16 protein-coding genes and 1 pseudogene are annotated in these 21,655 nt (G+C 73.8%); 5 read left to right on the top strand and 12 right to left on the bottom strand.

Going from position 1 to position 21,655, the window contains the following annotated elements; genetic code table 11:
- Positions 1-37 precede the first annotated feature (37 nt).
- Genes ACZ5DC_RS03100 through ACZ5DC_RS03090 form a run of 3 tightly spaced genes read right to left on the bottom strand, consistent with a single transcriptional unit; the run spans position 38 to position 5,471 of the window.
- On the bottom strand, positions 38-688 hold the full coding sequence (locus ACZ5DC_RS03100; RefSeq protein ID WP_468648804.1) for an RES family NAD+ phosphorylase: 651 nt from the start codon (positions 686-688) through the stop codon (positions 38-40).
- On the bottom strand, positions 688-1,368 hold the full coding sequence (locus ACZ5DC_RS03095; RefSeq protein ID WP_468648802.1) for a hypothetical protein: 681 nt from the start codon (positions 1,366-1,368) through the stop codon (positions 688-690). Before ACZ5DC_RS03095 ends, ACZ5DC_RS03100 begins: the two co-directional genes overlap by 1 nt.
- Entirely contained in the window at positions 1,365-5,471 is a 4,107-nt protein-coding gene (locus tag ACZ5DC_RS03090; RefSeq protein ID WP_468648800.1) for a CHAT domain-containing protein, read from the bottom strand. Before ACZ5DC_RS03090 ends, ACZ5DC_RS03095 begins: the two co-directional genes overlap by 4 nt.
- Before the next feature lie 200 nt (positions 5,472-5,671).
- Between ACZ5DC_RS03090 and ACZ5DC_RS03085 the strand changes: the two genes are divergently transcribed.
- Both ACZ5DC_RS03085 and ACZ5DC_RS03080 read left to right on the top strand, forming a co-directional pair.
- The gene (locus ACZ5DC_RS03085) at positions 5,672-5,989 is read left to right on the top strand and encodes a hypothetical protein (protein WP_468648798.1); all 318 of its coding nucleotides are present in this window, start codon (positions 5,672-5,674) and stop codon (positions 5,987-5,989) included.
- Positions 5,986-6,639 carry a hypothetical protein gene (locus tag ACZ5DC_RS03080; RefSeq protein WP_468648796.1) on the top strand — a complete coding sequence of 218 codons (654 nt, stop codon included), beginning with the start codon at positions 5,986-5,988 and terminating at the stop codon, positions 6,637-6,639. The genes ACZ5DC_RS03085 and ACZ5DC_RS03080 overlap by 4 nt, the downstream gene beginning before the upstream one ends.
- Positions 6,640-6,653: 14 nt before the next feature.
- On the opposite strand, the gene ACZ5DC_RS03075 is transcribed toward ACZ5DC_RS03080, so the two are convergent.
- The 7 genes from ACZ5DC_RS03075 to ACZ5DC_RS03045 all read right to left on the bottom strand — a co-directional run bounded on the left by ACZ5DC_RS03075 (position 6,654) and on the right by ACZ5DC_RS03045 (position 15,449).
- Complete coding sequence (locus ACZ5DC_RS03075; RefSeq protein WP_468648794.1) at positions 6,654-8,177, bottom strand: NCS1 family nucleobase:cation symporter-1; 1,524 nt, start codon at positions 8,175-8,177, stop codon at positions 6,654-6,656.
- A gap of 117 nt (positions 8,178-8,294) precedes the next feature.
- Complete coding sequence (locus tag ACZ5DC_RS03070; RefSeq protein WP_468648793.1) at positions 8,295-9,314, bottom strand: TIGR03842 family LLM class F420-dependent oxidoreductase; 1,020 nt, start codon at positions 9,312-9,314, stop codon at positions 8,295-8,297.
- An 11-nt stretch (positions 9,315-9,325) separates the two neighbouring features.
- Positions 9,326-10,720 carry a dihydropyrimidinase gene (gene hydA, locus ACZ5DC_RS03065; RefSeq protein WP_366752567.1) on the bottom strand — a complete coding sequence of 465 codons (1,395 nt, stop codon included), beginning with the start codon at positions 10,718-10,720 and terminating at the stop codon, positions 9,326-9,328.
- Positions 10,721-10,745: 25 nt separating this feature from the next.
- On the bottom strand, positions 10,746-11,588 hold the full coding sequence (locus ACZ5DC_RS03060) for a nitrilase-related carbon-nitrogen hydrolase (RefSeq protein WP_366752568.1): 843 nt from the start codon (positions 11,586-11,588) through the stop codon (positions 10,746-10,748).
- Between the two features lie 155 nt (positions 11,589-11,743).
- The gene (locus ACZ5DC_RS03055; protein ID WP_468648790.1) at positions 11,744-13,309 is read right to left on the bottom strand and encodes a PucR family transcriptional regulator; all 1,566 of its coding nucleotides are present in this window, start codon (positions 13,307-13,309) and stop codon (positions 11,744-11,746) included.
- 17 nt (positions 13,310-13,326) lie between these two features.
- Positions 13,327-14,610 carry an aspartate aminotransferase family protein gene (locus ACZ5DC_RS03050; RefSeq protein ID WP_366752570.1) on the bottom strand — a complete coding sequence of 428 codons (1,284 nt, stop codon included), beginning with the start codon at positions 14,608-14,610 and terminating at the stop codon, positions 13,327-13,329.
- On the bottom strand, positions 14,607-15,449 hold the full coding sequence (locus tag ACZ5DC_RS03045) for a nitrilase-related carbon-nitrogen hydrolase (RefSeq protein ID WP_366752571.1): 843 nt from the start codon (positions 15,447-15,449) through the stop codon (positions 14,607-14,609). The genes ACZ5DC_RS03050 and ACZ5DC_RS03045 overlap by 4 nt, the downstream gene beginning before the upstream one ends.
- Positions 15,450-15,625: 176 nt before the next feature.
- Here ACZ5DC_RS03045 and ACZ5DC_RS03040 point away from each other — a divergent pair.
- Positions 15,626-15,936 (top strand): annotated as a pseudogene (locus ACZ5DC_RS03040) (transcriptional regulator); the annotation flags it as partial.
- Between the two features lie 5 nt (positions 15,937-15,941).
- On the opposite strand, the gene ACZ5DC_RS03035 reads toward ACZ5DC_RS03040, so the two are convergent.
- Positions 15,942-16,193 carry a helix-turn-helix domain-containing protein gene (locus tag ACZ5DC_RS03035; RefSeq protein WP_366752572.1) on the bottom strand — a complete coding sequence of 84 codons (252 nt, stop codon included), beginning with the start codon at positions 16,191-16,193 and terminating at the stop codon, positions 15,942-15,944.
- Positions 16,194-16,255: 62 nt separating this feature from the next.
- Between ACZ5DC_RS03035 and map the strand changes: the two genes are divergently transcribed.
- Together map and ACZ5DC_RS03025 are read left to right on the top strand one after the other, a co-directional pair.
- A complete protein-coding gene (gene map, locus ACZ5DC_RS03030; protein WP_468648787.1) occupies positions 16,256-17,032 on the top strand; it encodes a type I methionyl aminopeptidase in 777 nt (258 codons plus the stop codon).
- A 200-nt stretch (positions 17,033-17,232) separates the two neighbouring features.
- Positions 17,233-19,776 carry an ATP-dependent Clp protease ATP-binding subunit gene (locus ACZ5DC_RS03025; RefSeq protein ID WP_468649908.1) on the top strand — a complete coding sequence of 848 codons (2,544 nt, stop codon included), beginning with the start codon at positions 17,233-17,235 and terminating at the stop codon, positions 19,774-19,776.
- A gap of 58 nt (positions 19,777-19,834) precedes the next feature.
- Here the strand turns inward: ACZ5DC_RS03025 and ggt are convergent, their stop codons facing one another.
- On the bottom strand, positions 19,835-21,637 hold the full coding sequence (gene ggt, locus ACZ5DC_RS03020; RefSeq protein ID WP_468648785.1) for a gamma-glutamyltransferase: 1,803 nt from the start codon (positions 21,635-21,637) through the stop codon (positions 19,835-19,837).
- Positions 21,638-21,655 lie beyond the last annotated feature (18 nt).

Below are 21,655 nucleotides of genomic sequence, written 5' to 3'. Positions count from 1 at the left end.
CCGCGAGGGGACCGGGGCAGTCGCGCGTTCCTCGAGGTCAGCCCTCCGGGGCGGAGACGACGGCGTGCAGCGGTGCCAGCAGCCGGTTGACCTTGCGTACGTCGTCCGTCGACGCCAGCCGCAGGCACTCCCGCGGGCGGGGGTCGAGGGACGGGTCCGGACAGCGGTCCTGGAAGAGCTGGAGGGCGGGGCGCGGCCGGCAGCGCTTGGACGTCCACCACAGCCCCTGGACGTCGTCGCAGCGTTCCCGGATCACCCGCACCCAGTACCGGGTCCCGGCGTACTCCTCGGTGTCGATCAGCCAGTCGTCCTGCCAGACGGCGGCCAGGCCCTCGGCGGTCGTGAGGTCCACCAGACAGAGGTCCGCCGTGGTGCGGACCGCCGACAGGACGTACCGGGAGGCCTGTGCCCAGGGGATCTGGCGCACCCCGTCGTCACCGAACTCGACCGACCTGAGCAGGACTTCGCACAGCGCGGTGACCGGGTCGAGGGCCGCGTAGAGGTAGGGGTAGGGGTCCTTCTCGGTGGGGTCGAAGCGGCTGCCCTTGAAGAACTCGTGGGCGACGTTCGGGTTGAACTCGCCGGGCCCGAACCGCTCCTCGTGGCACCGCCACAGCACCGTGCCCGCCGCGAGGGTGTGCCGCACCGGCCGCATCGGGACGCCCTCGGGCGGCAGTTGACGGGCCATCAGTACGCCCCCACCAGCTCGGCCGCGGCGCGTTCCAGCGCGTCGTCCGGCAGGACGCCGAGCAGTTCCGCCGGGACGCCGCCCAGCCACCGGTTGCCGCCCAGCCACCAGTCGGCGGCTCCCCAGGGGTCGCGGTCCGCGCGGAGCAGTACGTTGATCCGGCGGACGACCGGCAGCGGTTCGGCGGTGCCGGGCCTGAACTGGAAGCGGGGGTAGCGGATGCCGCGGTCCGGGTCGCGCAGCCGGATCAGCCCGGCGGGCCGGTCGTCGGGACCCTCGGCCGGGGCGGCGGTCAGGGCCGTGTGCTCGGCCTCGCTCAGCGCGGGGGCGTCGAGGAGCCGGCGGCGGGCCGACCGCAGCAGTTCGGCCGGGTCGGGCGGCGGGGTGCCGAGGACGTCGATCACCGCGTCGATGGTGGTGAGGCTGGGGAGTTCGCGGGTGCCGGTGGCGTAGCGGTGGCCGCCGAGCGCCCGCGCCACGGGGTGGTCCGACGGCAGCGCGGACAGGGTGCGCCTGAGCCGGCGCACGACGCGGGCGACGGCCGCCGGACGGCCGGCGGCGGTCTCCTCGCGCATCTCCCGCAGTGCGCCGGAGACCTCTTCGAGGCCGTCGTCGTCCAGCCCCGTGATGACGGTGGTCCAGTGGCTCTCCAGGAGCCGGAGCAGTTCCTCCGACGTCATGCGCGCTCTCCTTCCCGCCGCCGGGCGGGGGCCGCCGGTGCCGGGTTGCCGTGGTGGACGAAGGCCGCCCAGGTGTCGGGCCGGTCGCGGAAGTCCTCCACGAGCCGCCGAGGGGCGGACAGGCCGCGCAGCGCCGGGACGGGCGGGCGCTCGCCGGGCGGGGTGAGCATCCAGCGCTGGGCGGCGCGCAGCGCGTCCGGCGGGGCCATGCCCCGGGCGAGCGCGTCGTGCAGGACGAGCATCAGCAGTTCGGACCGCATGTCGTCGACCTTCCAGCGGGAACCTATGGCGTCGGCGGCCAGCCGGTGCACCAGGACCGAGGTCACGGTCAGGGCCTCGTCGTGGTCGCGGGTGGTGAGGTCGGTCTCGCAGCCGCCGCACACGACGAGGGGACCGGCCGAGCGGAAGGCGTCGCCTTCGGCGGGCGTCTCCAGCAGCGTGCTGAGCGTGAGCTCCCCGGACGCCTCCCCGGCCCCGTTCGATGCCGCCAGGTGCAGGGCCGAGCGTGTGGGGTCCGGCCCGGCGAGCCCGTGGCAGGCCAGGTGCACGAGGGACGCGGGGGCCGTGGCCCGGCCGCCCAGCAGGGCCAGTACGGTCTCCGGGGTGGCGGGGTCGTCGTCGGGATGGTGGACCAGGGCGCCCGGATAGAGCACGCCGGCCAGGGTCTCGATCTCCTCCTCGGCCCACTCCAGGTCGTCCACGGCGTGGAACACCAGGGCCGGCCGCTCGGTGAGCGCCATACGCCGGCGGGCCGCGGCCCGCAGGAACTCCCGCCCCGAGGCGGCGTACGTGAGCACGCCGACCTCGCAGACCCGCACCCCGCGCGCCACGCCGGGCACCTCCAGCACCCCCGCCTGCCAGGGCACGACGCCCAGCTCCCCACAGGGCACGATGACGAGCCGTACGGCGGGGGGCGGGGCGGGGCGGTGGGCGAAGGTCCCGGAGGCGACGGCGCTCGGCGGGGCGTCGGCCGTCCGGGAACCGGCGCCGTCGGCCGCCGCCCCCGTCAGCCCTGCCTCCGCAAGGGCCCGTTCCCACAGTGCCAGGTGGTCCAGGGCGGGGCCGAGCACGCCACCGGCCCAGACGCACAGGTCGTCCAGGGCCCGCAGCCAGCGGCGTTCGGCGCGCTCCCGCTCGCGCGGGTTGACGGTGTCCTCGTCGGCGGCCTCCAGGCGCTGGCGGTCGGCACCGGCCGCCAGGTACCGCGCGACGGGTTCGCGGCCACCGGGGGTGAGGCCGGGGAGGGGCAGCGCGGTGACGGGGCCGTCGGCGGGTACGACCAGGACCGCACCGTCGGCATCGTCCAGGCCGGGTATCAGGTACAGCAGCGCGTCCGCCTCCGTCGCCCGCAGCCCGGCGCGCAGGTCGTCCACGGAGGCGACCACCGGCTCCACGTCGGCCCCGCCCCGGCCCCGCAGCAACTCCAGTGAGCGGCGCCGCAGGTCACCGGGGAGACCGGGAACGCCCGCTCCCACCGCGGCGAGCACCTCCAGCGGGCTGCGCTCCCGCGGCCCACCGGGGGCACCCGGCCCCCCGCCGGCATCCTTCTCCCGCGCGTCGCGGCCCGGCGTCCCGCCGTCGGCGTCCCCCGTCGCGTCAGCGGACGCCTCCGCCGCGGAGCGTTCCCGCACCGCGCCGGCCCCGGCGTCCACCTCGGCCGAGAGTTCCAGCAGGGAGCGGTCGTCGTCGGCCCGCTCCCAGGAGGGCTCGGCCGCGGCCTCGCGCCAGCGGCCGGCCAGTTCCGTCTCTCCGAGGGCCGTCAGCCGGTCGGCCACGCCCGCGGAGACGGCCGCAGCGCCGAGTACCAGCGAGCGGCCCGCCTCCAGGCACGCGATGGCCTCCTCGGCGAGTCCCGCGCGCAGCGCCCAGAACGCCGCTCGGCGGCCCCGGTCGGCCGCGGCACGCGCGATCCGCAGGCCGCGGCCGACGCCCTGCTGGAGCAGAACGTCGTCGGCGGACAACCGCAGTGACCTGCGGGCGAGCCCCACGGCGGCACGCAGATCGCCACCCACACCGGCCGCCTCCGGCGGAGAAGCGGCGCCGGCACCGGCTTCACCCACCCGCGAGCCGCCATCCACACCGGACACCCCCACCGCAGAAGCCACGTCGCCACCGGCCGCCCCCACCGCAGAAGCCACGTCGCCACCGGACCCCACCACAGGAACCGCGTCGCCACCAGCCCCGCCCGCCCGGAGGGCAGCGTCGCCACCAGTCCCGCCCGCCCGGAGGGCAGCGTCGCCACCACCCCCGTCCGCCCGGAGGGCGGCGTCGGCATCGGAACCATCCGCCCGCAGGGCCGCCCGCTTCGCGTGCAGTGCCGCCAAGTCCCAGGTGAGGCCCGCGCTGCCCGGGCTGCCGTCGGGGAGTTCCGCCACCGCCCGGGTCAGTTCCCCGATCGCCTCGTCCAGCGCGCCGGTGTCCCCGGTGAGCAGGTGCAGGGTGTCCAGGGCGAGCGCGATGCCGCCGCGGGCGCGGGGGCGGAAGTCGGAGGTGAATCCGGTGGCGTCCAGGGCGGCCCGGGCGCGCTGGACGCCCTCGGCGATGCGGCCCGGGTCCGACTCGACGATCGCCGTCAGGGTGATCAGCGGGGCCCACGCGGTGTCGAGGAAGCTGCGCAGCACGGGCACGTCCACGGACGTCTCCACGGCCCGCTGGAGGTGGTGCACGGCCGCGCGCAGATGTGCGGTGCGGTCCTCCGCGTACGGCACGAGCACGACGCGGCTGAGGTAGGCCATGCCGAGGACGAAACCGGTCAGCGCGCCGGTCCATGCCTCGGCACCGTCGTAGGTCTCGTCCAGTTCCAGTTCGCACAGCTCGTCGATGACGTCCTCGACCTCCACGACGTCACCCCGGTCCACGGCCGACGCCACCCGCCCGTGGAGCCGGACGGCCTCCCCGCACAGACGCAGGCTGGCGACGAGGTCGCTCGTGGGGGCGCCCTCCCACCGCTGCGCCTCCAGCAGTTCCCGGGCCATGTCCTCGTCCTGGAGGCTGCCGCCGGTGAGGGCGGCGCCGAGGAGCAGTCCGGGCACGACGGCACGGAGCCACTCGCCGTGGGAGCGGCTGTCGAGTTCCCCGTTGGCCGAGGCCTCGTGCATCAGCCGGAGCGCCGTACGGAATCCCTCCATGTCACCGGTGCGGGTGGCGAGGGCGACGTGGGCGAGCGCGGCGACCATCCGGGACGGCAGGGGCGCGGGGCCGTCCTGCGCCGCGGTGGCGGCCGGGTCCCCGGAGAGTTCGGCGAGGAGTGCGGAGAGCTGCTGCGGCGCCATGAGTCCGGGCGACATGACCTCGGCGAAAGCCAGCAACTGGCTCAGGAAGTGCCGGGTCTCGGCGGACGAGCCGGAGGAGTCGTCGGCCGGCGCCCCGCCGGCCTCGTCGGACGGCCCCCGCTCCAACTGGTCGAGTAACAGCGACATCATGGTGCCCAGTGACGACGGCAGCGATCCGCCCGGCATGGTGCCGGCGATCCGCCGGCCCCCGCGGGCGAGCGCGGCGGTGTCACCGGACCGCAGCGCGTCGGTCATCTCGCCGAAGGTGCGGAGGTTCTCCCGGAGCTGGGGGTCCATCGCCGGGTGCTCGCGTTCCAGCAGCAGCCGGACGAGCAGCGCGCTGTCCTCCACCATCCCCGAGCCGCCCTTGGCGAGCGGGGTGCCGAGCGCGGCCAGGGACATGAGCCGGTCGACGGTCCACTCACCGTTGGGCATGGCCATGACCTCGCGGCTGAGCCGCACGAGCCGTGACCCGACCAGAGCCACGAGGTCGCGGTACACGGCGTCCCGGTCCGCCTCGGCGAGCAGGGGCGAGCCGAGGGCCTGCTCCAGCAGCGGCAGCGCCCGCTCACGGTCGGCCGGGGCGCCCTCCAGGACGAACCGCACGGCGTGGCACCGGCCGAGCCGGGCAGCCACCCCGGCGGCCGTCCCGTCACCCTCGGCCGGCGGCAACTCGGCCAGCAGTGACGTCAGTTCGTCCGTGAGGGCGTCGAGCTGCGGCCCTCGTGTCCCTGTGTACGCCTCCGGTTCGGCCGGTACGGAGAATCCGTCGGCGCGGGTGAGCGCGGCGGCGGCGCGGTCGGTCACGGGTGCGGTCCCGGCTTCGGTCATGCGTCCTCCCCTCCCGCCGCCATGGTCCCCCGTTCCCGTGCCGCGGTGGCCGGGTCCGGCGGACCTCACCGGCATCCTGCCGGACAACGCCCGGCTCCCGGCCGGTTTCCGCCCGATCCGCCGTGGCCCGGCGGGGGCCGGACGGGCATGCTGGGGTTGCCGGCCGAGGACGGCCGCACGGGTGAGCGAGGGGGAACGCGGTGACGAACTCCGGACCGGGGCGGGGCCCCCTCACGCCGTACCTGGAGACGACCCACGGGGACTACGCGGCCCGCTACACGGCCGGTCTGCGGGTCGAGGCGGCCGACGCCGGCGTGGTCGTCCTGTACGGCCGCTGCCCCCGGTGCGGCTGCGCGTTCACGTACACGCACACGGACCGGGTGTTCCGCTCGCCGCGCCGCGGGCCCCGCCCGGCGCACGTGCCGGTGCTCTGCGCGTGCGAGGCCGGGCATCCGGGCCGGCCGGCCGACGAGACGGGGTGCGGCGCCTACTGGAACGTCGTCGTGGAGCGGGGGTGACCCCGCGCCCCCGGGTCCGGCCGGGTCCGCCCGGGACCCCCGCCGACCGTCAGGCGGCCCGGCAGACCCGGGAGTTGCTCGCCGGTGAGCTGTCCAGGGCCCGGGAGGCGGCGCTCGCCTGGCGCAACGGGCTCGCGGCGCTCTTCGCCGGGCTGTTCGGCTTCGGCCTGGTCAAGGGCCGTACCGACGTGGGCGGACTGGCCTGGCCGTACGACGCCGTGGTGGGCGGCGCGCTGCTGCTGTGCCTGGTGTGCGGCACGCTGGGCGCGCTGCTGCTGCTGAGGGCGGCGCACGGCGCGCCCACCGGGGTCCGGCTGCCCACCGGCGTGCCCGCCACGGCCACCGCGCTGCACCTGGGCGATCACATGGAGACCCGCCGCACGGTACGGGCCCTCACCCGCGGGGTGGCGCTGACGATCTGCTGCGGGGCGCTGCTCGTCACGGCGGTGGCGCTGACCTGGTACGGCCCGGCGAAGGACGGACCCCGCGTCCTGGTGCGCACCCCGTCGGGGGTGGTGTGCGGGACGCCGGGGCGCACGCGGGACGGGGTGCTGTGGATCAGGACGGACACCGGCGAGGTCGCGGTGCGCCTGGCCCGGGCCGAGGCCGTGACCGCGGTCGACGACTGCCCGGGCGGCGCGCCCCCCTGAGGGTGCCGGCCGGTTCAGTCGCCGGCGCGCCGCCCGGAGGCCAGGGTGAGGGCCAGGTACAGCACCAGGGAGGTGCCGAGGCCCACCGCCCAGCCGTAGTCCGCGAGGGGTGCCAGCGCGGGGATGGGGCGGCCGTCGGTCAGGGGTCTGAGGCTCGCGCCGCCGAGCGCGAGGACACCGCCCGCGAGGAAGGCGACGACCGCCCGCCAGTTCCAGCCGCCCGCGTACCAGTACCGGCCGCCCGGGCGGTAGAGGTCGCCGAGGTCCAGGCGGGTGCGGCGCAGCAGCCAGTAGTCGGCGACGAGGATGCCGGCGACGGTGCCGAGCAGGCCGCCGACCAGGCCGAGCCAGGTGAAGATGTAGCCCTGCGGGTCGGAGTACAGCTTCCAGGGGCAGATCAGTACGGCGAGGACGGCGGTGATCAGGGCGCCGGCGCGGAAACTGACCTTCCTGGGCGCGACGTTGGAGAAGTCGAAGGCCGGGGAGACCAGGTTGGCGGCGATGTTCACCGACAGGGTGGCCACCAGGACGGTCACGAGCGCGTAGAGCAGTCCGGCCACGTTGTCCGTCTTGGCCGCCAGCTGCACCGGGTCCCAGACCGGTTCGCCGTACACGGCCTGCGAGCCGGAGGTGACCAGCACGGACAGGAACGCGAACAGGGTCATGGTAGTCGGCAGGCCGAGTGCCTGGCCCCAGGTCTGCGCGCGCTGGCTCCTGCCGTAGCGGGTGAAGTCGGGGATGTTCAGCGACAGCGTCGACCAGAAGCCGATCATGCCCATGAGGGAGGGCCAGAACAGCTTCCAGAAGTCGCCGCCCCAGCCGAGCCTGGACGGCTGGCCGAAGAGCGGCCCGACGCCGCCGGCCTTGCCGCTCATCCACCACAGCATCACGAAGGCGCCGACCAGGACGAACGGCGCGGCCCAGTTCTCGAAGCGGCGGATGGTCTCCATGCCGCGGTGGATGATGGCCACCTGGATCGCCCAGAAGACCGCGAAGGACAGCCACATGGTCCAGGCGTGGCCGCCGATGTGCCCCGCGTTCTTCCAGCTGTCGCCGATCAGCTTCCCGGCGAGGAAGTAGATCGCCTCCCCGCCGATCCAGGTCTGGATGCCGAACCAGCCGCACGCCACGAGCGCCCGGACGACGGCGGGCAGGTTGGCGCCGCGCACGCCGAAGGAGGCGCGGGCGAAGACCGGGAAGGGGATGCCGTACTTGGGGCCCGCGTGCCCGGTCAGCAGCATCGGCACCAGCACGATCAGGTTGGCGAGGGCGATGGTGAACACCGCCTGCTTCCAGTCCATGCCCACCGCGATCAGCCCGGAGGCGAGGGTCCAGGAGGCGGTGTTGTGGGCCATGCCGACCCACAGGGCGGAGAAGTTGTACGTCGTCCAGGTGCGCCCGGCCACGGGGACCGGGAGCAGGTCCTGGTTGGCGTGGGGGCCGCTGGGCGGCGGCGAGCCGGGGGCGAGTTCCACGCGTCCGTCGGGGAGGGTGACCTGGCCGGATATCGGTCTGGCCGGGGGAGCGGTGTCGGTCATGGGCTGGCCAATCGGGAGAGGCGGATCGGGATGGCCGTGCGGGCACCAGCCCCCTCCCCCAGGCGGCGGGGAGGGGAGACCAAGAGGGGCGTGGGGGGACTCGGAAGGCGTGGGGGGTCAGGAGTTGACGGCGGGGATGACGTGGCGGCCGTAGGCCTCGATGGTGGCCTCCTGCGCGTCGTGCATGTCGTACACCGCGAACTGGTCGACGCCCAGGGCGCGCAGCGCGGTCAGTTTCTCGATGTGCTTCCCGACCGGGCCGATGACGCAGAACCGGTCCACGATCTCGTCGGGCACGAACGCGGTGTCCGGGTTGCCGCTGCGTCCGTGGTGGGCGTAGTCGTAGCCCTGGCGGGCCTTGATGTAGTCGGTGAGTTCCCCGGGGACCCGCGCGGAGTGCTCGCCGTACCGGGCGACGAGGTCGGCGACGTGGTTGCCGACCATGCCGCCGAACCAGCGGCACTGGTCGCGGGCGTGCGCCAGGGCCTCGGGCGAGTCGTCCTCGGTGACGTACGCCGGGGCGGCGACGCAGACGGTCACCTCGGACGGGTCACGCCCGGCCGCGGCCGCCGCGTCCTTGACGGCCCTCACCATGTACTCGGTCAGGTACAGGTCGGCGAGCTGGAGGATGAACCCGTCGGCCTCCTCGCCGGCCATCTTCAGCGCCTTCGGTCCGTACGCGGCCATCCAGACCGGGAGTTCGGCGCCCTCCTTGATCCACGGGAACCTGATCCTGGTGCCGCCGAGGTCGGCCTCCTCGCCCCGGCCGAGGGCGCGGATGACCTTCATGGCCTCGCTGATCCGGGCGAGGGTGTTGGGTTTGCGGCCCGCGACGCGCATCGCGGAGTCGCCGCGGCCGATGCCGCAGACGGTGCGGTTGCCGAACATGTCGTTGAGGGTGGCGAAGGCGGAGGCGGTGACCTCCCAGGTGCGGGTGCCGGGGTTGGTGACCATCGGCCCGACCTTCAGCTTCTGCGTGTTCGCCAGGATCTGGCTGTAGATCACGAACGGTTCCTGCCAGAGCACGGCGGAGTCGAAGGTCCACCCGTAGCGGAAGCCGTTGCGCTCGGCCCGTTTCATCAGGCTGACGACCCGGGAGGCGGGCGGGTCGGTCTGGAGGACGAGTCCGAAGTCCATGGGCGTCACTCCTAGCTGAGGTACTGACAGGTGGAGCGCGGGGTGAAGACGCCGTGCCCGGCGCGTCCGGTGTACTCCCGCTGGTCGATGACGAGTTCGCCGCGTGAGAGGACCGTCTCGACGCGGCCGGTGACGCGCCTGCCCTCGTACGCCGAGTAGTCGACGTTCATGTGGTGGGTCTCGGCGGACATCACCTGCTGCGCGTGCGGGTCGTAGATGACGACGTCCGCGTCGGCGCCCGGGGCGATGGTTCCCTTCTTCGGGTACAGGCCGAACATCCGGGCCGGGGCGGCGCAGGCGATCTCGATCCAGCGACGGCGGGAGATGTGCCCGTCCACGACCGCCTGGTGGAGCAGGTCCATGCGGTTCTCCACGCCCGGCAGCCCGTTGGGGATCTTGGAGAAGTCGCCGCGGCCGAGTTCCTTCTGGCCGGTGAAGCAGAAGGGGCAGTGGTCGGTGGAGACGACCTGGAGGTCGTTGGTCCGCAGGCCGCGCCACAGCCTGGCCTGGTGCTCCTTCGGCCGCAGGGGCGTGCTGCACACGTACTTGGCGCCCTCGAAGCCGGGCTCGGCCAGGTTGTCGGTGGACAGGAACAGGTACTGCGGGCAGGTCTCGCCGAAGACGTTCAGCCCCTCGTCGCGCGCCCGCGCCAGCTCGGCCACGGCCTCCGTCGCGGAGACGTGCACGACGTACAGGGGCGCGCCGGCCACCTGGGCGAGCTTGATGGCCCGGTGGGTGGCCTCCGCCTCCAGCAGGGCCTTGCGCACCTCGCCGTGGTAGCGGGGATCGGTCTCGCCCCGGGCGAGCGCCTGCTCGACCAGGACGTCGATGGCGATGCCGTTCTCGGCGTGCATCATGATCAGCCCGCCGTTCTCGGCGGAGCGCTGCATGGCGCGCAGGATCTGCCCGTCGTCGCTGTAGAAGACCCCGGGGTAGGCCATGAACTGCTTGAAGCTGGTGACCCCCTCCTCGATCAGGAGGTCCATCTCCTTGAGCGTCTCCTGGTTCACATCGGAGACGATCATGTGGAAGGCGTAGTCGATCGCGCAGGTGCCCTCGGCCTTGGCGTGCCAGGTGTCCAGGCCCTCGCGCAGGGTGTGGCCGACGCTCTGCACCGCGAAGTCCACGATGGTCGTCGTACCGCCCCAGGCCGCGGCGCGGGTGCCGGTCTCGAAGGTGTCGGAGGCGAAGGTGCCGCCGAACGGCAGCTCCATGTGGGTGTGGGCGTCGACGCCGCCGGGGATGACGTACTTCCCGGTGGCGTCGATCGTGCGGTCCGCGTGCCAGTCCTGTGAACCGGGCGCGGCGAGGGCGACGACGCGGGAGTCCTCGATGAGGACGTCGGCGTGCATCTCGTCGGACGCGGTGATGACGAGGCCACCGCGGATGACGGTACGACTGCTCATGGTGCTCCCTCTGTCAACGTTGCCGTCAGGGCGCCGTCAGCGGTCCGTAGGCCCCCGGCGCCCGGTCCCGGTAGAACTGCCAGCGGTCGCGGACCTCGCGGAGCTTGGCCGGGTCCAGGTCGCGGACGACGAGTTCGGTCTCCTTGTCGCTCGCGACCTCGCCGACGAACCGGGCCTCCGGGTCCACGAAGTACGTGGTGCCGTAGAAGTCGTTGTCTCCCAGATCCTCCACGCCGACCCGGTTGATCGCGCCGACGAAGTACTCGTTGGCGACGGCCGCCGCCGGCTGCTCGAGCTGCCACAGGTAGCGGGACAGGCCGCGCGAGGTGGCCGACGGGTTGAAGACGATCTCGGCGCCGGCGAGGCCCAGCGCCCGCCAGCCCTCGGGGAAGTGGCGGTCGTAGCAGATGTAGACGCCGATCCGGCCGGCGGCGGTGTCGAAGACGGGCCAGCCGCTGTTGCCGGGGCGGAAGTAGAACTTCTCCCAGAAGCCCTGGACCTGCGGGATGTGGGTCTTGCGGTACTTGCCGAGGTAGGAGCCGTCCGCGTCGATCACGGCGGCCGTGTTGTACAGGACGCCCGGCTGCTCCTCCTCGTACATGGGCAGGACCAGGACGATGCCCAGCTCGCGGGCGAGGGCCTGGAAGCGCCGGACGGTCGGGCCCTCGGGGATCCGTTCGGCGTACTCGTAGAACGCCTTGTCCTGGACCTGGCAGAAGTAGGGGCCGTAGAACAGCTCCTGGAAGCAGAGCACTTGCGCGCCCTGGGCGGCGGCGTCGCGGGCCGCCTGCTCGTGCACCTGGATCATGGACTCCTTGTCGCCGGTCCACGCGGTCTGGAAGAGGGCGGCACGGATCACTCGGCTCATCGGGACCTCCGGTAGCTCGGTGTGCGGCGAGCGTAGGGAGCCCGGACGGCCGGTTCGACGGGCAGCGTGTCACGTCCGCGGGTGGTCGGCGTGCCACCGTGTCACGCGTCCCCGGTCCCATGTTTCACCACCGTTGTCGCAGGTCGTCGCATGTTTCAGCCCTGTTGCGCGTCGTGCGCGAGAAGCGCGATGTGCACGGAGGCCGCCTGTTCGAAGTCGTCCAGGTCGATCCCGAGGCGGGTCTGTATCGCCTCCAGGCGGCGGTAGAGGGCCGGCCGGGAGACATGGTGGAGCTGGGCGGTGCGGGACTTGTTGCGGCCCGTCGCCAGATAGGTCCGCAGGACGTTCAGCAGTTCCGGTTCGGCGTCGCACAGCAGCCCGTCCAGCTCGCGCTCGGCGAAGGACTGCACCTGCGGATCGTCGCGCAGCAGACGGATCAGCCCGCGCAGGTGGACGTCCTTGAGGCGGACGACGGCCGGCAGGTCGAGGGCGGCGGCGGAGCCGGCGACGGCGTCGGCGACGTGCCCGGCCTCGCGCAGCCCGGCGGGCACGTCGTCCCACGCGGTGCGGGGAGCGGCGGCGGCGACCACGGCGGGGGACGCGGCGCGCAGCCGGGTCGCGAAGTGCGCGGTGAGGGCCTCGGCGTCCTGGTCGCGGGCGAGGCTGAGCAGCACGGTGGCGGCGCCCTCGGCGAGCTCGGCGACGAGGCCGGGCAGCCCCAGCAGACGCAGCACCCGGTCGAGCTGTCCGGCCGTGCGGCCCTGGACGACGAGCGGGACGAAGGTGCGGCGGTTGACGGGCAGCCCGGCGGCCCGTGCCCGCGGCAGCAGCTGCCGGGCCGGTACGACCCCGGAGACCAGGTCGGTCAGCAGGCCCTGCGCGGACTGCTCCTCCCAGCTGCGCGCGGAGGCGCCGCCGAGCATCCGGTGCAGCACCAGGGCCTCGGCGGCCCGGTCCGCGAGCAGCCGCCCGGTGGCCGCGTCGCCCCGGTAGCCGCACAGCAGCAGCCGGCCCCACCGCTCGCCGCGCCCGCCCAGCTCGGCGCGGACCCAGCCGTCGCCGGCGTCGCCGCCGGCCTGCCGGGCGATCCGCTCCCAGTCGCGCAGCACGTCGTCGACCGCGGACCGCTCCCCCGCCGTGCCGAGGACGCGGTGGGCGAGGTTGGTGACGACGACCGGGCAGCCGGCGTGCCGGGCGACCTCGTCGAGCAGCCGTTGCAGCGGCGCCCCGGCCGTGATCAGCCCGGTGAGGGCGGTGCGCACGCTCTCCGACAGGCTGATCGCGGCGAACTTGCGCCGCACGAGCCGGGACTGCACCTCCTCGGTGAGCTGGGCGAAGGGGAACGGCCGGTGCAGGACGACCATGGGCAGCCCGCACCGCTCGGCGGCCCGGCGCATCACCTCGGGCGGCGCGGGGAAGGCCCGGCCGAGACCGAGGACGACGGCCGCCGCCTCCGCCCGGTGCAGGGACCGGACGTACTCGGCCTGCCGGGCCTCGTCCCCGGCGAGCAGCACACCGGTGGTGAGGACCATCTCCCCGCCGCTGAGCATGACGCCGACGTCGGCGGCCTCGGCGACGTGCACCCAGCGCACCGGCCGGTCGAGCTGCGCGGCGCCGGCCACCACCTCGGGCTCCCCGGCGAGCACGCGCTCCAGGGTCAGCACCTGGCGCACGGAGAGGGCGGGTTCCAGCACGTACGGGGATTCCGAGGTGATGCTCATGGCCGTGCACCCGTTCTCTAGTACGTGCTCCTCAGCGCCTCTTCCAGGATCGCCGCGCCCTCCTCGGCCTCGGCGACCGTCAGCGACAGCGGCGGGCTGATCCGCAGGGCGCTGGTGTCGTGCCCGCCGCCCTTGCCGAGGAGCAGCCCGCCCTCCCGGGCCGCCTCCAGCACCGCCGCGACGGCCTGCGGGTCGGCCTCGTCCGTGCCCGGTCTGACCAGCTCGACGCCGATCATCAGCCCGCGTCCGCGCACCTCCCGCACCCCGGGCAGTTGCGCGCCGACCGCCCGCAGCCGCTCCAGGAGCAGGCCGCCGACGCGCCGGGCGTTGCCCTGGAGGTCGTGTTCGAGGAGGTAGGTGAGGTTGGCGAGGCCGGCGGCCATGGTGATCTGGGTGCCGCCGAAGGTGGAGATGCTGTTGGCGTCCAGGCAGTTCATGATCTCGGAGCGGGCGATGACCCCGCCGATGGACATGCCGTTGCCGATGCCCTTGGCGAAGGTGACGATGTCCGGCGGGCCGCTGCGGGCGTGCGCCTGCCAGCCCCAGAAGTGGTCGCCGGTGCGGCCCCAGCCGGTCTGCACCTCGTCGGCGATCCACAGGACGCCGCGCTCCTTCAGCACCTCCCGGAAGGCGGCGTAGAGGGTGTCCGGCGGGGAGGTGAACCCGCCGACGCCCTGGACGGGTTCGGCGATCAGCGCGGCCGGCGGCCGGGTGTGGCCGAGGACGTCCTTCAGGTCGGCGACACAGGCGTCGATGAAGGCGCGGTCGTCGAGGTGGGCGAACGGCCCCCGGGTCCGCACGCCGCCGTGGACGTAGAGGGTCTGGAGCGGGGAGAGGGAGGTCGGGGACCAGCCGCGGTTGCCGGTGACGCCGATCGCGCTGAAGGACCGGCCGTGGTAGCTGTTCCGCATGGCGAGGACGGTGTTGCTGCGCCGGTAGGTGGTGGCGAGCAGCAGGGCGGTGTCGTTGGCCTCGGTGCCGGAGGTCGTGAAGAACACCCGGGCGTCCGGGATGCCGCTCACCTGGGCGATCCGCTCGGCGAGTTCGACCATCGGACGGTTGAGGTAGAGGGTCGAGGAGTGGATGATCCGGCCGGCCTGCTCGCTGACCGCCTTGGTCACCTCGGGCAGGGCGTGCGCGGTCAGCGTGGTCAGGATGCCGCCGAAGAAGTCCAGGTACCGCCGGCCGGCGGTGTCCCAGACGTGACGTCCCTCGCCGTGGCTGAGCTCGATCGGGTCGTCGTAGTAGAGGGCGAGCCAGTCGGGCAGGACCCTGCGGTGGCGGGAGTAGAGGTCGGTCACGGCTGCACCAGCCCTTCGTAGGCGTCGGGGCGGCGGTCGCGGTAGAAGGCCCACTGCCGCCGCACTTCCTCGATGAGGTCGAAGTCCAGGTCCCGCACGAGGAGTTCCTCGCTCTTGTCGCTCGCGACCTCCCCCACGAACCGTCCCCGCGGATCGACGAAGTACGACGTCCCGTAGAAGTCGTTGTCGCCGTACTCCTCCTGCCCGACCCGGTTGATGGCGGCCACGTAGTACTCGTTGGCGACGGCCGCCGCGGGCTGCTCCAGCTGCCACAGGTGGGCGGACAGGCCCCGGTGCGTGGCGGACGGGTTGTAGACCAGCTGGGCGCCGTTGAGGCCGAGTTGCCGCCAGCCCTCCGGGAAGTGGCGGTCGTAGCAGATGTAGACGCCGACCTTGCCGACGGCGGTGTCGAAGACGGGCCAGCCGAGGTTGCCGGGCTTGAAGTAGTACTTCTCCCAGAAGCCCTTGACCTGCGGGATGTGGTGCTTGCGGTACTTGCCGAGGTAGGTGCCGTCGGCGTCGATCACGGCGGCGGTGTTGTAGTAGAAGCCGGACCGCTCGACCTCGAAGACCGGCACGACGACGACCATGCCGGTCTCGCGCGCCAGTTCCCGCATCCGGCGCACCGTCGGCCCGTCGGGCACGGGCTCGGCCCAGCGGTAGTGCTCCGGTTCCTGGACCTGGCAGAAGTAGGGGGCGTTGAAGACCTCCTGGAACCCGATGATCCGCGCGCCCCGGCGGGCCGCCTCGCGGGCGTGTTCCTCGTGCTTCGCGACCATGGACTCGGTGTCGCCGGTCCAGGTGGCCTGGACCAGAGCGGCGCGGACGACGTTGGTCATGAGCTGCTCCTTCGACACGACGTCAGAGCCTCTACGCCCGTAGAGCAGGCCGTAGAGGGACGAAAGTAAGCCTCCGCGCGGCCCTTGCCAAGACCATCGCCGTCAACCCGCTGAGTCGATCTCGATTGGCACCCCTGTGGGTGAGCCGCCGGCCGGGACGCCGAGGTTTCTCCGGCAGCGCGCGGACCGCTCGTCGCGGCACCTCGACCGCCTCGCGCCCGGTGTACGCCGACCGGGGCCGGGCCGGCGGGTACCGGCTGGCCGGCGCGTACCGGACGCGGCCTCGGCGGCCCGGCCGAAGGTGCCGGCGGCGCCGCTCCCCTCGCCGCGGGACGCGCCGGACACCGCCGCGCAGCGCTTCCACCCATACGCTCCGGCCTGGTTCCGCGAGCCCGTGATCGCCGAGGCGGTGCGGGACGACCGGCGGGTCGACGCCGGCTGCCGGCGCGGGGACGGGACGGTCGAGCGGCGGCTTGAGCCGTACGGGTCCCTTCAGGCGGCCACCAGGGCGCACCGGGCGACCAGGTCGTCCATCGACAGGCCCAGCACGCGCGCCAGCGCGGCCACGGTGAAGAACGCCGGCGTCGGCGCCCGCCCCGTCTCGATCTTGCGCAGCGTCTCGGCCGAGACGCCCGCCTCGGCGGCGACGTCGACCATGCTGCGCTCGCCACGCGCCGCCCGGAGCAACTGCCCGAGCCGCTCGCCGCGTTCACGCTCTTCGGGGGTGAGGGGGGTGCGCACCATGCGGCCCATTCTAATACCACCCCGCGTCTGGCGCCCATTCAAATACCGGTATAGTAATTGCCATGGTGGAACTGAAGACGGACGCGTCGATCGACGCGATGCACGCGGCGGGCCGGGTCGTCGGCCGCGCCCTGACGGCCGTACGGGAGGCCGCGCGCGTGGGCGTCTCCCTGCTGGAGCTGGACGAGGTGGCCCGGGAGGTACTGCGCGAGGCGGGCGCGACCTCGCCGTTCCTCGGGTACCGCCCCTCTTTCGCCCCGACCCCCTTCCCCGCGGTGATCTGCGCCTCGGTGAACGACGCGATCGTCCACGGCATCCCCACCCGGTACCGGCTCCGCGACGGCGACCTGCTCTCCGTCGACTGCGGCGCGCTGCTGGACGGCTGGGCCGGCGACTCGGCGATCAGCTTCACGGTGGGCCGCCCGCGCCCCGCCGACCTCCGGCTGATCGAGACCGCCGAGCGGGCGCTGGCCGCGGGCATCGAGGCGGCGGTGGCCGGCAACCGCGTCGGCGACATCGCGCACGCCGTCGGCCGGGTCTGCCGTACGGCCGGTTACGGCATCCCGGACGGCTTCGGCGGCCACGGCATCGGCCGCCGCATGCACGAGGAGCCCGACGTCCCGAACGAGGGCCGCCCCGGCCGCGGCCTCCCGCTGCGCCCGGGCATGGTCCTCGCCATCGAACCCATGGTGGTCGCGAGCGGCAGCGACGCCTACTACCCGGCGGCCGACGGCTGGACCCTGCGCACCTCCGACGGCTCCCGCGCGGCCCACTGCGAGCACACGGTCGCGATCACGGAGGACGGCCCCCGGGTCCTGACGGCCCGCGAGGTTCCCTGAGCGGCGCGGGGCGTGCCACGGACGCGGCCGCCCCCCGGGGTCGAGCCGCCACGGCACGCCCGCGGACGCCGTGCCGGACCGGTCCCGCACCCCACTGGGCGAACATGCCCGCCCCCACGGATCGTGTCATCGTGGGCATGAGCAACCCGCCTCCGGGTTACCCGGCCGCTCCGCATGTCGTCAGCGAAGGAACCCACGCGATGACCAACGGCTACCCTCCTGACCCCTTCGGTGAATTCCTGGCCCGCTTCTTCGGCGGCTCGGGCGGAGCCCCCGGGCCCCGCCACATCGACATCGGCCGCCTGCTCAGCCAGCCGGCCCGGGAGCTGGTCAGAGGGGCCGCCCAGTACGCGGCCGAGCACGGCAGCCGGGATCTGGACACCCAGCACCTGCTGCGCGCGGCCGTGTCGACGGAGCCCACCCGGAGCCTGCTGAGCCGGGCGGGCGCGGACCCGGACTCGCTCGCCACGGAGATCGACGACCGGGCGGGCCCCGTCCAGCACCCGCCCGGCGAGGCGCCGCCGCCGACCTCGCTGTCGCTGACCCCGGCGGTCAAGCGCGCCCTGCTGGACGCCCACGACATGGCGCGGGCCAGCGGCGCCGGGTACATCGGCCCGGAGCACGTGCTGAGCGCGCTGGCGGCGAACCCGGACTCGGCGGCCGGGCACATCCTGCACGCGGCCCGGTTCTCGGCGGGCGGCATGCCGCCCGAGGCCGCGGAGGGGGCGCCGCCCCGCCCGGAGCGGCAGCGCCAGCGGCCCACCGGCACGCCGACCCTGGACAAGTACGGCCGTGATCTGACCGACATGGCCCGGCAGGGCCGGATCGACCCGGTGATCGGCCGGGAGACGGAGATCGAGCAGACCATCGAGGTGCTGTCGCGGCGCGGCAAGAACAACCCGGTGCTCATCGGTGACGCGGGCGTCGGCAAGACGGCGATCGTGGAGGGCCTGGCCCAGCGCATCGCGGACGGCGAGGTCCCCGACGTCCTGGCGGGGCGCCGGGTGGTGGCCCTGGACCTCACCGGGGTGGTGGCCGGCACCCGCTACCGTGGCGACTTCGAGGAGCGCCTCACCAACATCGTGGAGGAGATCCGCGCCCACTCCGACCGGCTGATCGTGTTCATCGACGAGCTGCACACCGTCGTGGGCGCGGGCTCCGGCGGGGAGGGCGGCACACTGGACGCCGGGAACATCCTCAAGCCCGCGCTGGCCCGGGGCGAGCTGCACATCGTGGGCGCGACCACGCTGGAGGAGTTCCGCCGGATCGAGAAGGACGCGGCGCTGGCCCGCCGGTTCCAGCCGGTCCTGGTGCCCGAGCCGACGGCCGGGGACACGATCGAGATCCTGCGCGGACTGCGGGACCGGTACGAGGCCCACCACCAGGTCCGCTACTCCGACGAGGCGCTGGTCGCCGCCGTCGAGCTGTCGGACCGGTACCTCACCGACCGGCGGCTGCCGGACAAGGCGATCGACCTGATCGACCAGGCGGGCGCGCGGGTCCGGCTCGGTGCCCGGACGAAGGGCACGGACGTGCGCGCGCTGGAGCGCGAGGTCGAGCAGCTGGTCCGGGACAAGGACCAGGCGGTCGCGGACGAGGACTACGAGCAGGCGAAGCAGCTGCGCGACCGGATCGGCGAGCTGAAGCAGCGCATCGCCCAGGTGACCGGCGGCGACAAGGCCGACGAGGGCCAGGACCTGGAGGTGACGGCGGAGGCCATCGCCGAGGTGGTGTCCCGGCAGACCGGCATCCCGGTCAGCCGGCTGACCCAGGAGGAGAAGGAACGGCTGCTCGGCCTGGAGCAGCACCTGCACCAGCGGGTGGTGGGCCAGGAGGAGGCGGTGGCCGTGGTGTCCGAGGCGGTGCTGCGCTCCCGCGCCGGCCTGGCGAGCCCGAACCGGCCCATCGGCAGCTTCCTCTTCCTCGGCCCGACCGGCGTCGGCAAGACCGAGCTGGCACGGGCGCTGGCGGAGGCGCTGTTCGGCAGCGAGGACCGGATGGTCCGGCTGGACATGAGCGAGTACCAGGAGCGGCACACCGTCTCCCGGCTGGTGGGCGCCCCGCCCGGGTACGTCGGCCACGAGGAGGCCGGCCAGCTCACCGAGGTGGTGCGCCGGCACCCGTACTCGCTGCTGCTGCTGGACGAGGTCGAGAAGGCGCACCCGGACGTCTTCAACATCCTGCTCCAGGTGCTCGACGACGGCCGGCTCACCGACTCGCAGGGCCGGACCGTGGACTTCACCAACACGGTCATCGTGATGACCAGCAACCTGGGCTCGGAGGCGATCACCCGACGCGGTGCCGGGATCGGGTTCGGGCCGGGCGGCGCGGAGGCCGACGAGGAGGCGCGGCGCGAGCAGATCCTGCGGCCGCTGCGCGAGCACTTCCGGCCGGAGTTCCTGAACCGGATCGACGAGATCGTGGTCTTCCGGCAGCTGACGAGCGAGCAGCTGCGGCAGATCACCGATCTGCTGCTGGAGACGACCCGGCGGCTGCTGGACGGGCAGGGCGTCTCGGTGGAGTTCACGAGCGCGGCCGTCGACTGGCTCGTCGAGCGCGGCTACCAGCCCGAGTACGGCGCCCGGCCGCTGCGCCGCACCATCCAGCGGGAGGTGGACAACCAGCTGTCGCGGCTGCTGCTTGACGGCACGATCTCCGAGGGCAGCCGGGTGACCGTGGACGCGCGGGACGGGCGGCTGGACTTCCGCACGGAAGCCGCCCAGCCGCCCGCGCCCGAACTCTGATCCGACGGCCGGGGCCACCGACGCGTCACGGCCCCGGCCGGCCTGGCCGGTGCCCGCTTCAGCGCTCCGGGCGGACCACCATCGCCGAGCCGCCGCCGCGCCGTACCTTCTCGGCCGCGGCCAGCCACCTGCCGTCCGGCAGCCGCTGCACGCCCGTGGCCGCCCCGATCTCCGGGTTGAGGCTGAAGGAGTGCCCGATGGCCTCCAGCCGCTTGCGCAGGCCGCTGTCGTACAGCCCGGGTTCCAGCTCGGTCCGGGCGGCGTTGCGCTGGCTGGCGCGCGGTGCGGCGATCGCGTCCACCAGGGGCAGCTTCCGGTCCAGGAATCCGGTGAGCGTCTGCAGCACGGTCGTGATGATGGTCGCGCCGCCGGGTGAACCGAGCGCCACGACCGGCCTGTTGTGCCGGTCCAGGACGATCGTCGGGGAGATGGAGGAGCGCGGCCGCTTGCCCGGGCCCGGCAGGTTCGGGTCGTGCACGGCCGGGTTGGCCGGGGCGAAGGAGAAGTCGGTCAGCTCGTTGTTGAGCAGGAAGCCCCGGCCCGGGACGGTGATGCCGCTGCCGCCGGTCTGCTCGATGGTGAGCGTGTAGGCGACGACGTTGCCCCACTTGTCGGCCACGGTGAGGTGGGTGGTGTTCTCCCCCTCGTAGGTCGTGGGGGCCGCCGTGCCGCCCTGGCCGCAGGTCGCCGGGTGCCGGGGGTCGCCGGGCGCGAGCGGGCTGCCGAGGACCGCGTCGTCCTTGATCAGGCAGGCGCGTGAGTCGGCGTACCGCTGGGACAGCAGCTCCTTCGTCGGCACGTCCTCGAAGGCGGGGTCGCCGACCCAGCGCCCGCGGTCCGCGAAGGCGATGCGGCTGGCCTCGATGAAGTGGTGCAGGTACTGCACCTCGCTCGCCTTCGACAGGTCGGTGTTCTCCAGGATGTTCAGCGCCTCGCCGACGGTGGTGCCGCCGGAGGACGAGGGCGCGATGGAGTACACGTTCAGGCCGCGGTACGACGTCCTGGTGGGCGCCTGGAGCTTGGCGCGGTAGACGGCGAAGTCCTTCTCGGCCAGCTTGCCGGGGCGGGCGTTCCAGCCGGAGGCGGGGTCCACGGGCGGGTGTTCCACCGTCTTGACGATGTCGTCGCCGATGTCACCGCGGTAGACGGCGCCGATGCCCTGCCGGCCCAGCTGCTCGTAGGTCCGGGCGAGTTCGGGGTTCTTGAACGTGGAACCGACGACGGGCAGCTGTCCGTTCGGCAGGAACAGCTTGGCGGTGTCCGGGAAGTAGCGGAACCGGGTCTCGTTGGACGCGGTCTGCGACCGGAAGGTGTCGTCCACCGTGAAGCCGTCGCGGGCGATGCGCTCGGCGGGCTTCAGCAGGGTGCCGAGCCGCTTGCTGCCCCACTTCTCCAGCGCCTGCTGCCAGGTGGCGGGCGTGCCCGGGGTGCCGACGCTCAGGCCGCTGCTGACGGCGTCGGCGAAGGCGAGCGGCTTGCCGTTCTCCGTGAACAGGTCGGCGTCGGCGCTCAGCGGCGCGGTCTCGCGCCCGTCGACGGTGTGCACCGTGCGGGACTTGGCGTCGTAGTAGACGAAGTAGCCGCCTCCGCCGATGCCGGCCGAGTAGGGCTCGGTGACGCCGAGCGCGGCGGCGGTGGCGACGGCCGCGTCGACCGCGTTGCCGCCGTGCTTGAGCACTTCGATGCCGGCGGCGGAGGCGTCGGCGTCGACGCTGGCCACGGCGCCGCCGTAGCCGACGGCCACCGGGACCTTCGCCGGCGTTCTGTACGCCGTGGCGGCGGGCGGCGCCGCCGCCCCCACCGACACCACGGCGGCCGAGACCGCCAGAACCGCCAGTTTCCGCGTGCCTGGACGACCCATCCGTACCTCCCGTCGGGA

This window comes from Streptomyces sp. NPDC031445, from assembly GCF_055581365.1.
This window is presented reverse-complemented; position numbering and strand designations above follow the sequence as displayed.

Bases quoted from the DNA above. Each gene is read 5' to 3' on its own strand.
- ACZ5DC_RS03100 (WP_468648804.1), bottom strand. From the start codon at position 688: ATGGCCCGTCAACTGCCGCCCGAGGGCGTCCCGATGCGGCCGGTGCGG.
- ACZ5DC_RS03095 (WP_468648802.1), bottom strand. From the start codon at position 1,368: ATGACGTCGGAGGAACTGCTCCGGCTCCTGGAGAGCCACTGGACCACC.
- ACZ5DC_RS03090 (WP_468648800.1), bottom strand. From the start codon at position 5,471: ATGACCGAAGCCGGGACCGCACCCGTGACCGACCGCGCCGCCGCCGCG.
- ACZ5DC_RS03075 (WP_468648794.1), bottom strand. From the start codon at position 8,177: ATGACCGACACCGCTCCCCCGGCCAGACCGATATCCGGCCAGGTCACC.
- ACZ5DC_RS03070 (WP_468648793.1), bottom strand. From the start codon at position 9,314: ATGGACTTCGGACTCGTCCTCCAGACCGACCCGCCCGCCTCCCGGGTC.
- hydA (WP_366752567.1), bottom strand. From the start codon at position 10,720: ATGAGCAGTCGTACCGTCATCCGCGGTGGCCTCGTCATCACCGCGTCC.
- ACZ5DC_RS03060 (WP_366752568.1), bottom strand. From the start codon at position 11,588: ATGAGCCGAGTGATCCGTGCCGCCCTCTTCCAGACCGCGTGGACCGGC.
- ACZ5DC_RS03055 (WP_468648790.1), bottom strand. From the start codon at position 13,309: ATGAGCATCACCTCGGAATCCCCGTACGTGCTGGAACCCGCCCTCTCC.
- ACZ5DC_RS03045 (WP_366752571.1), bottom strand. From the start codon at position 15,449: ATGACCAACGTCGTCCGCGCCGCTCTGGTCCAGGCCACCTGGACCGGC.
- ACZ5DC_RS03035 (WP_366752572.1), bottom strand. From the start codon at position 16,193: ATGGTGCGCACCCCCCTCACCCCCGAAGAGCGTGAACGCGGCGAGCGG.
- map (WP_468648787.1), top strand. From the start codon at position 16,256: ATGGTGGAACTGAAGACGGACGCGTCGATCGACGCGATGCACGCGGCG.
- ACZ5DC_RS03025 (WP_468649908.1), top strand. From the start codon at position 17,233: ATGACCAACGGCTACCCTCCTGACCCCTTCGGTGAATTCCTGGCCCGC.
- ggt (WP_468648785.1), bottom strand. From the start codon at position 21,637: ATGGGTCGTCCAGGCACGCGGAAACTGGCGGTTCTGGCGGTCTCGGCC.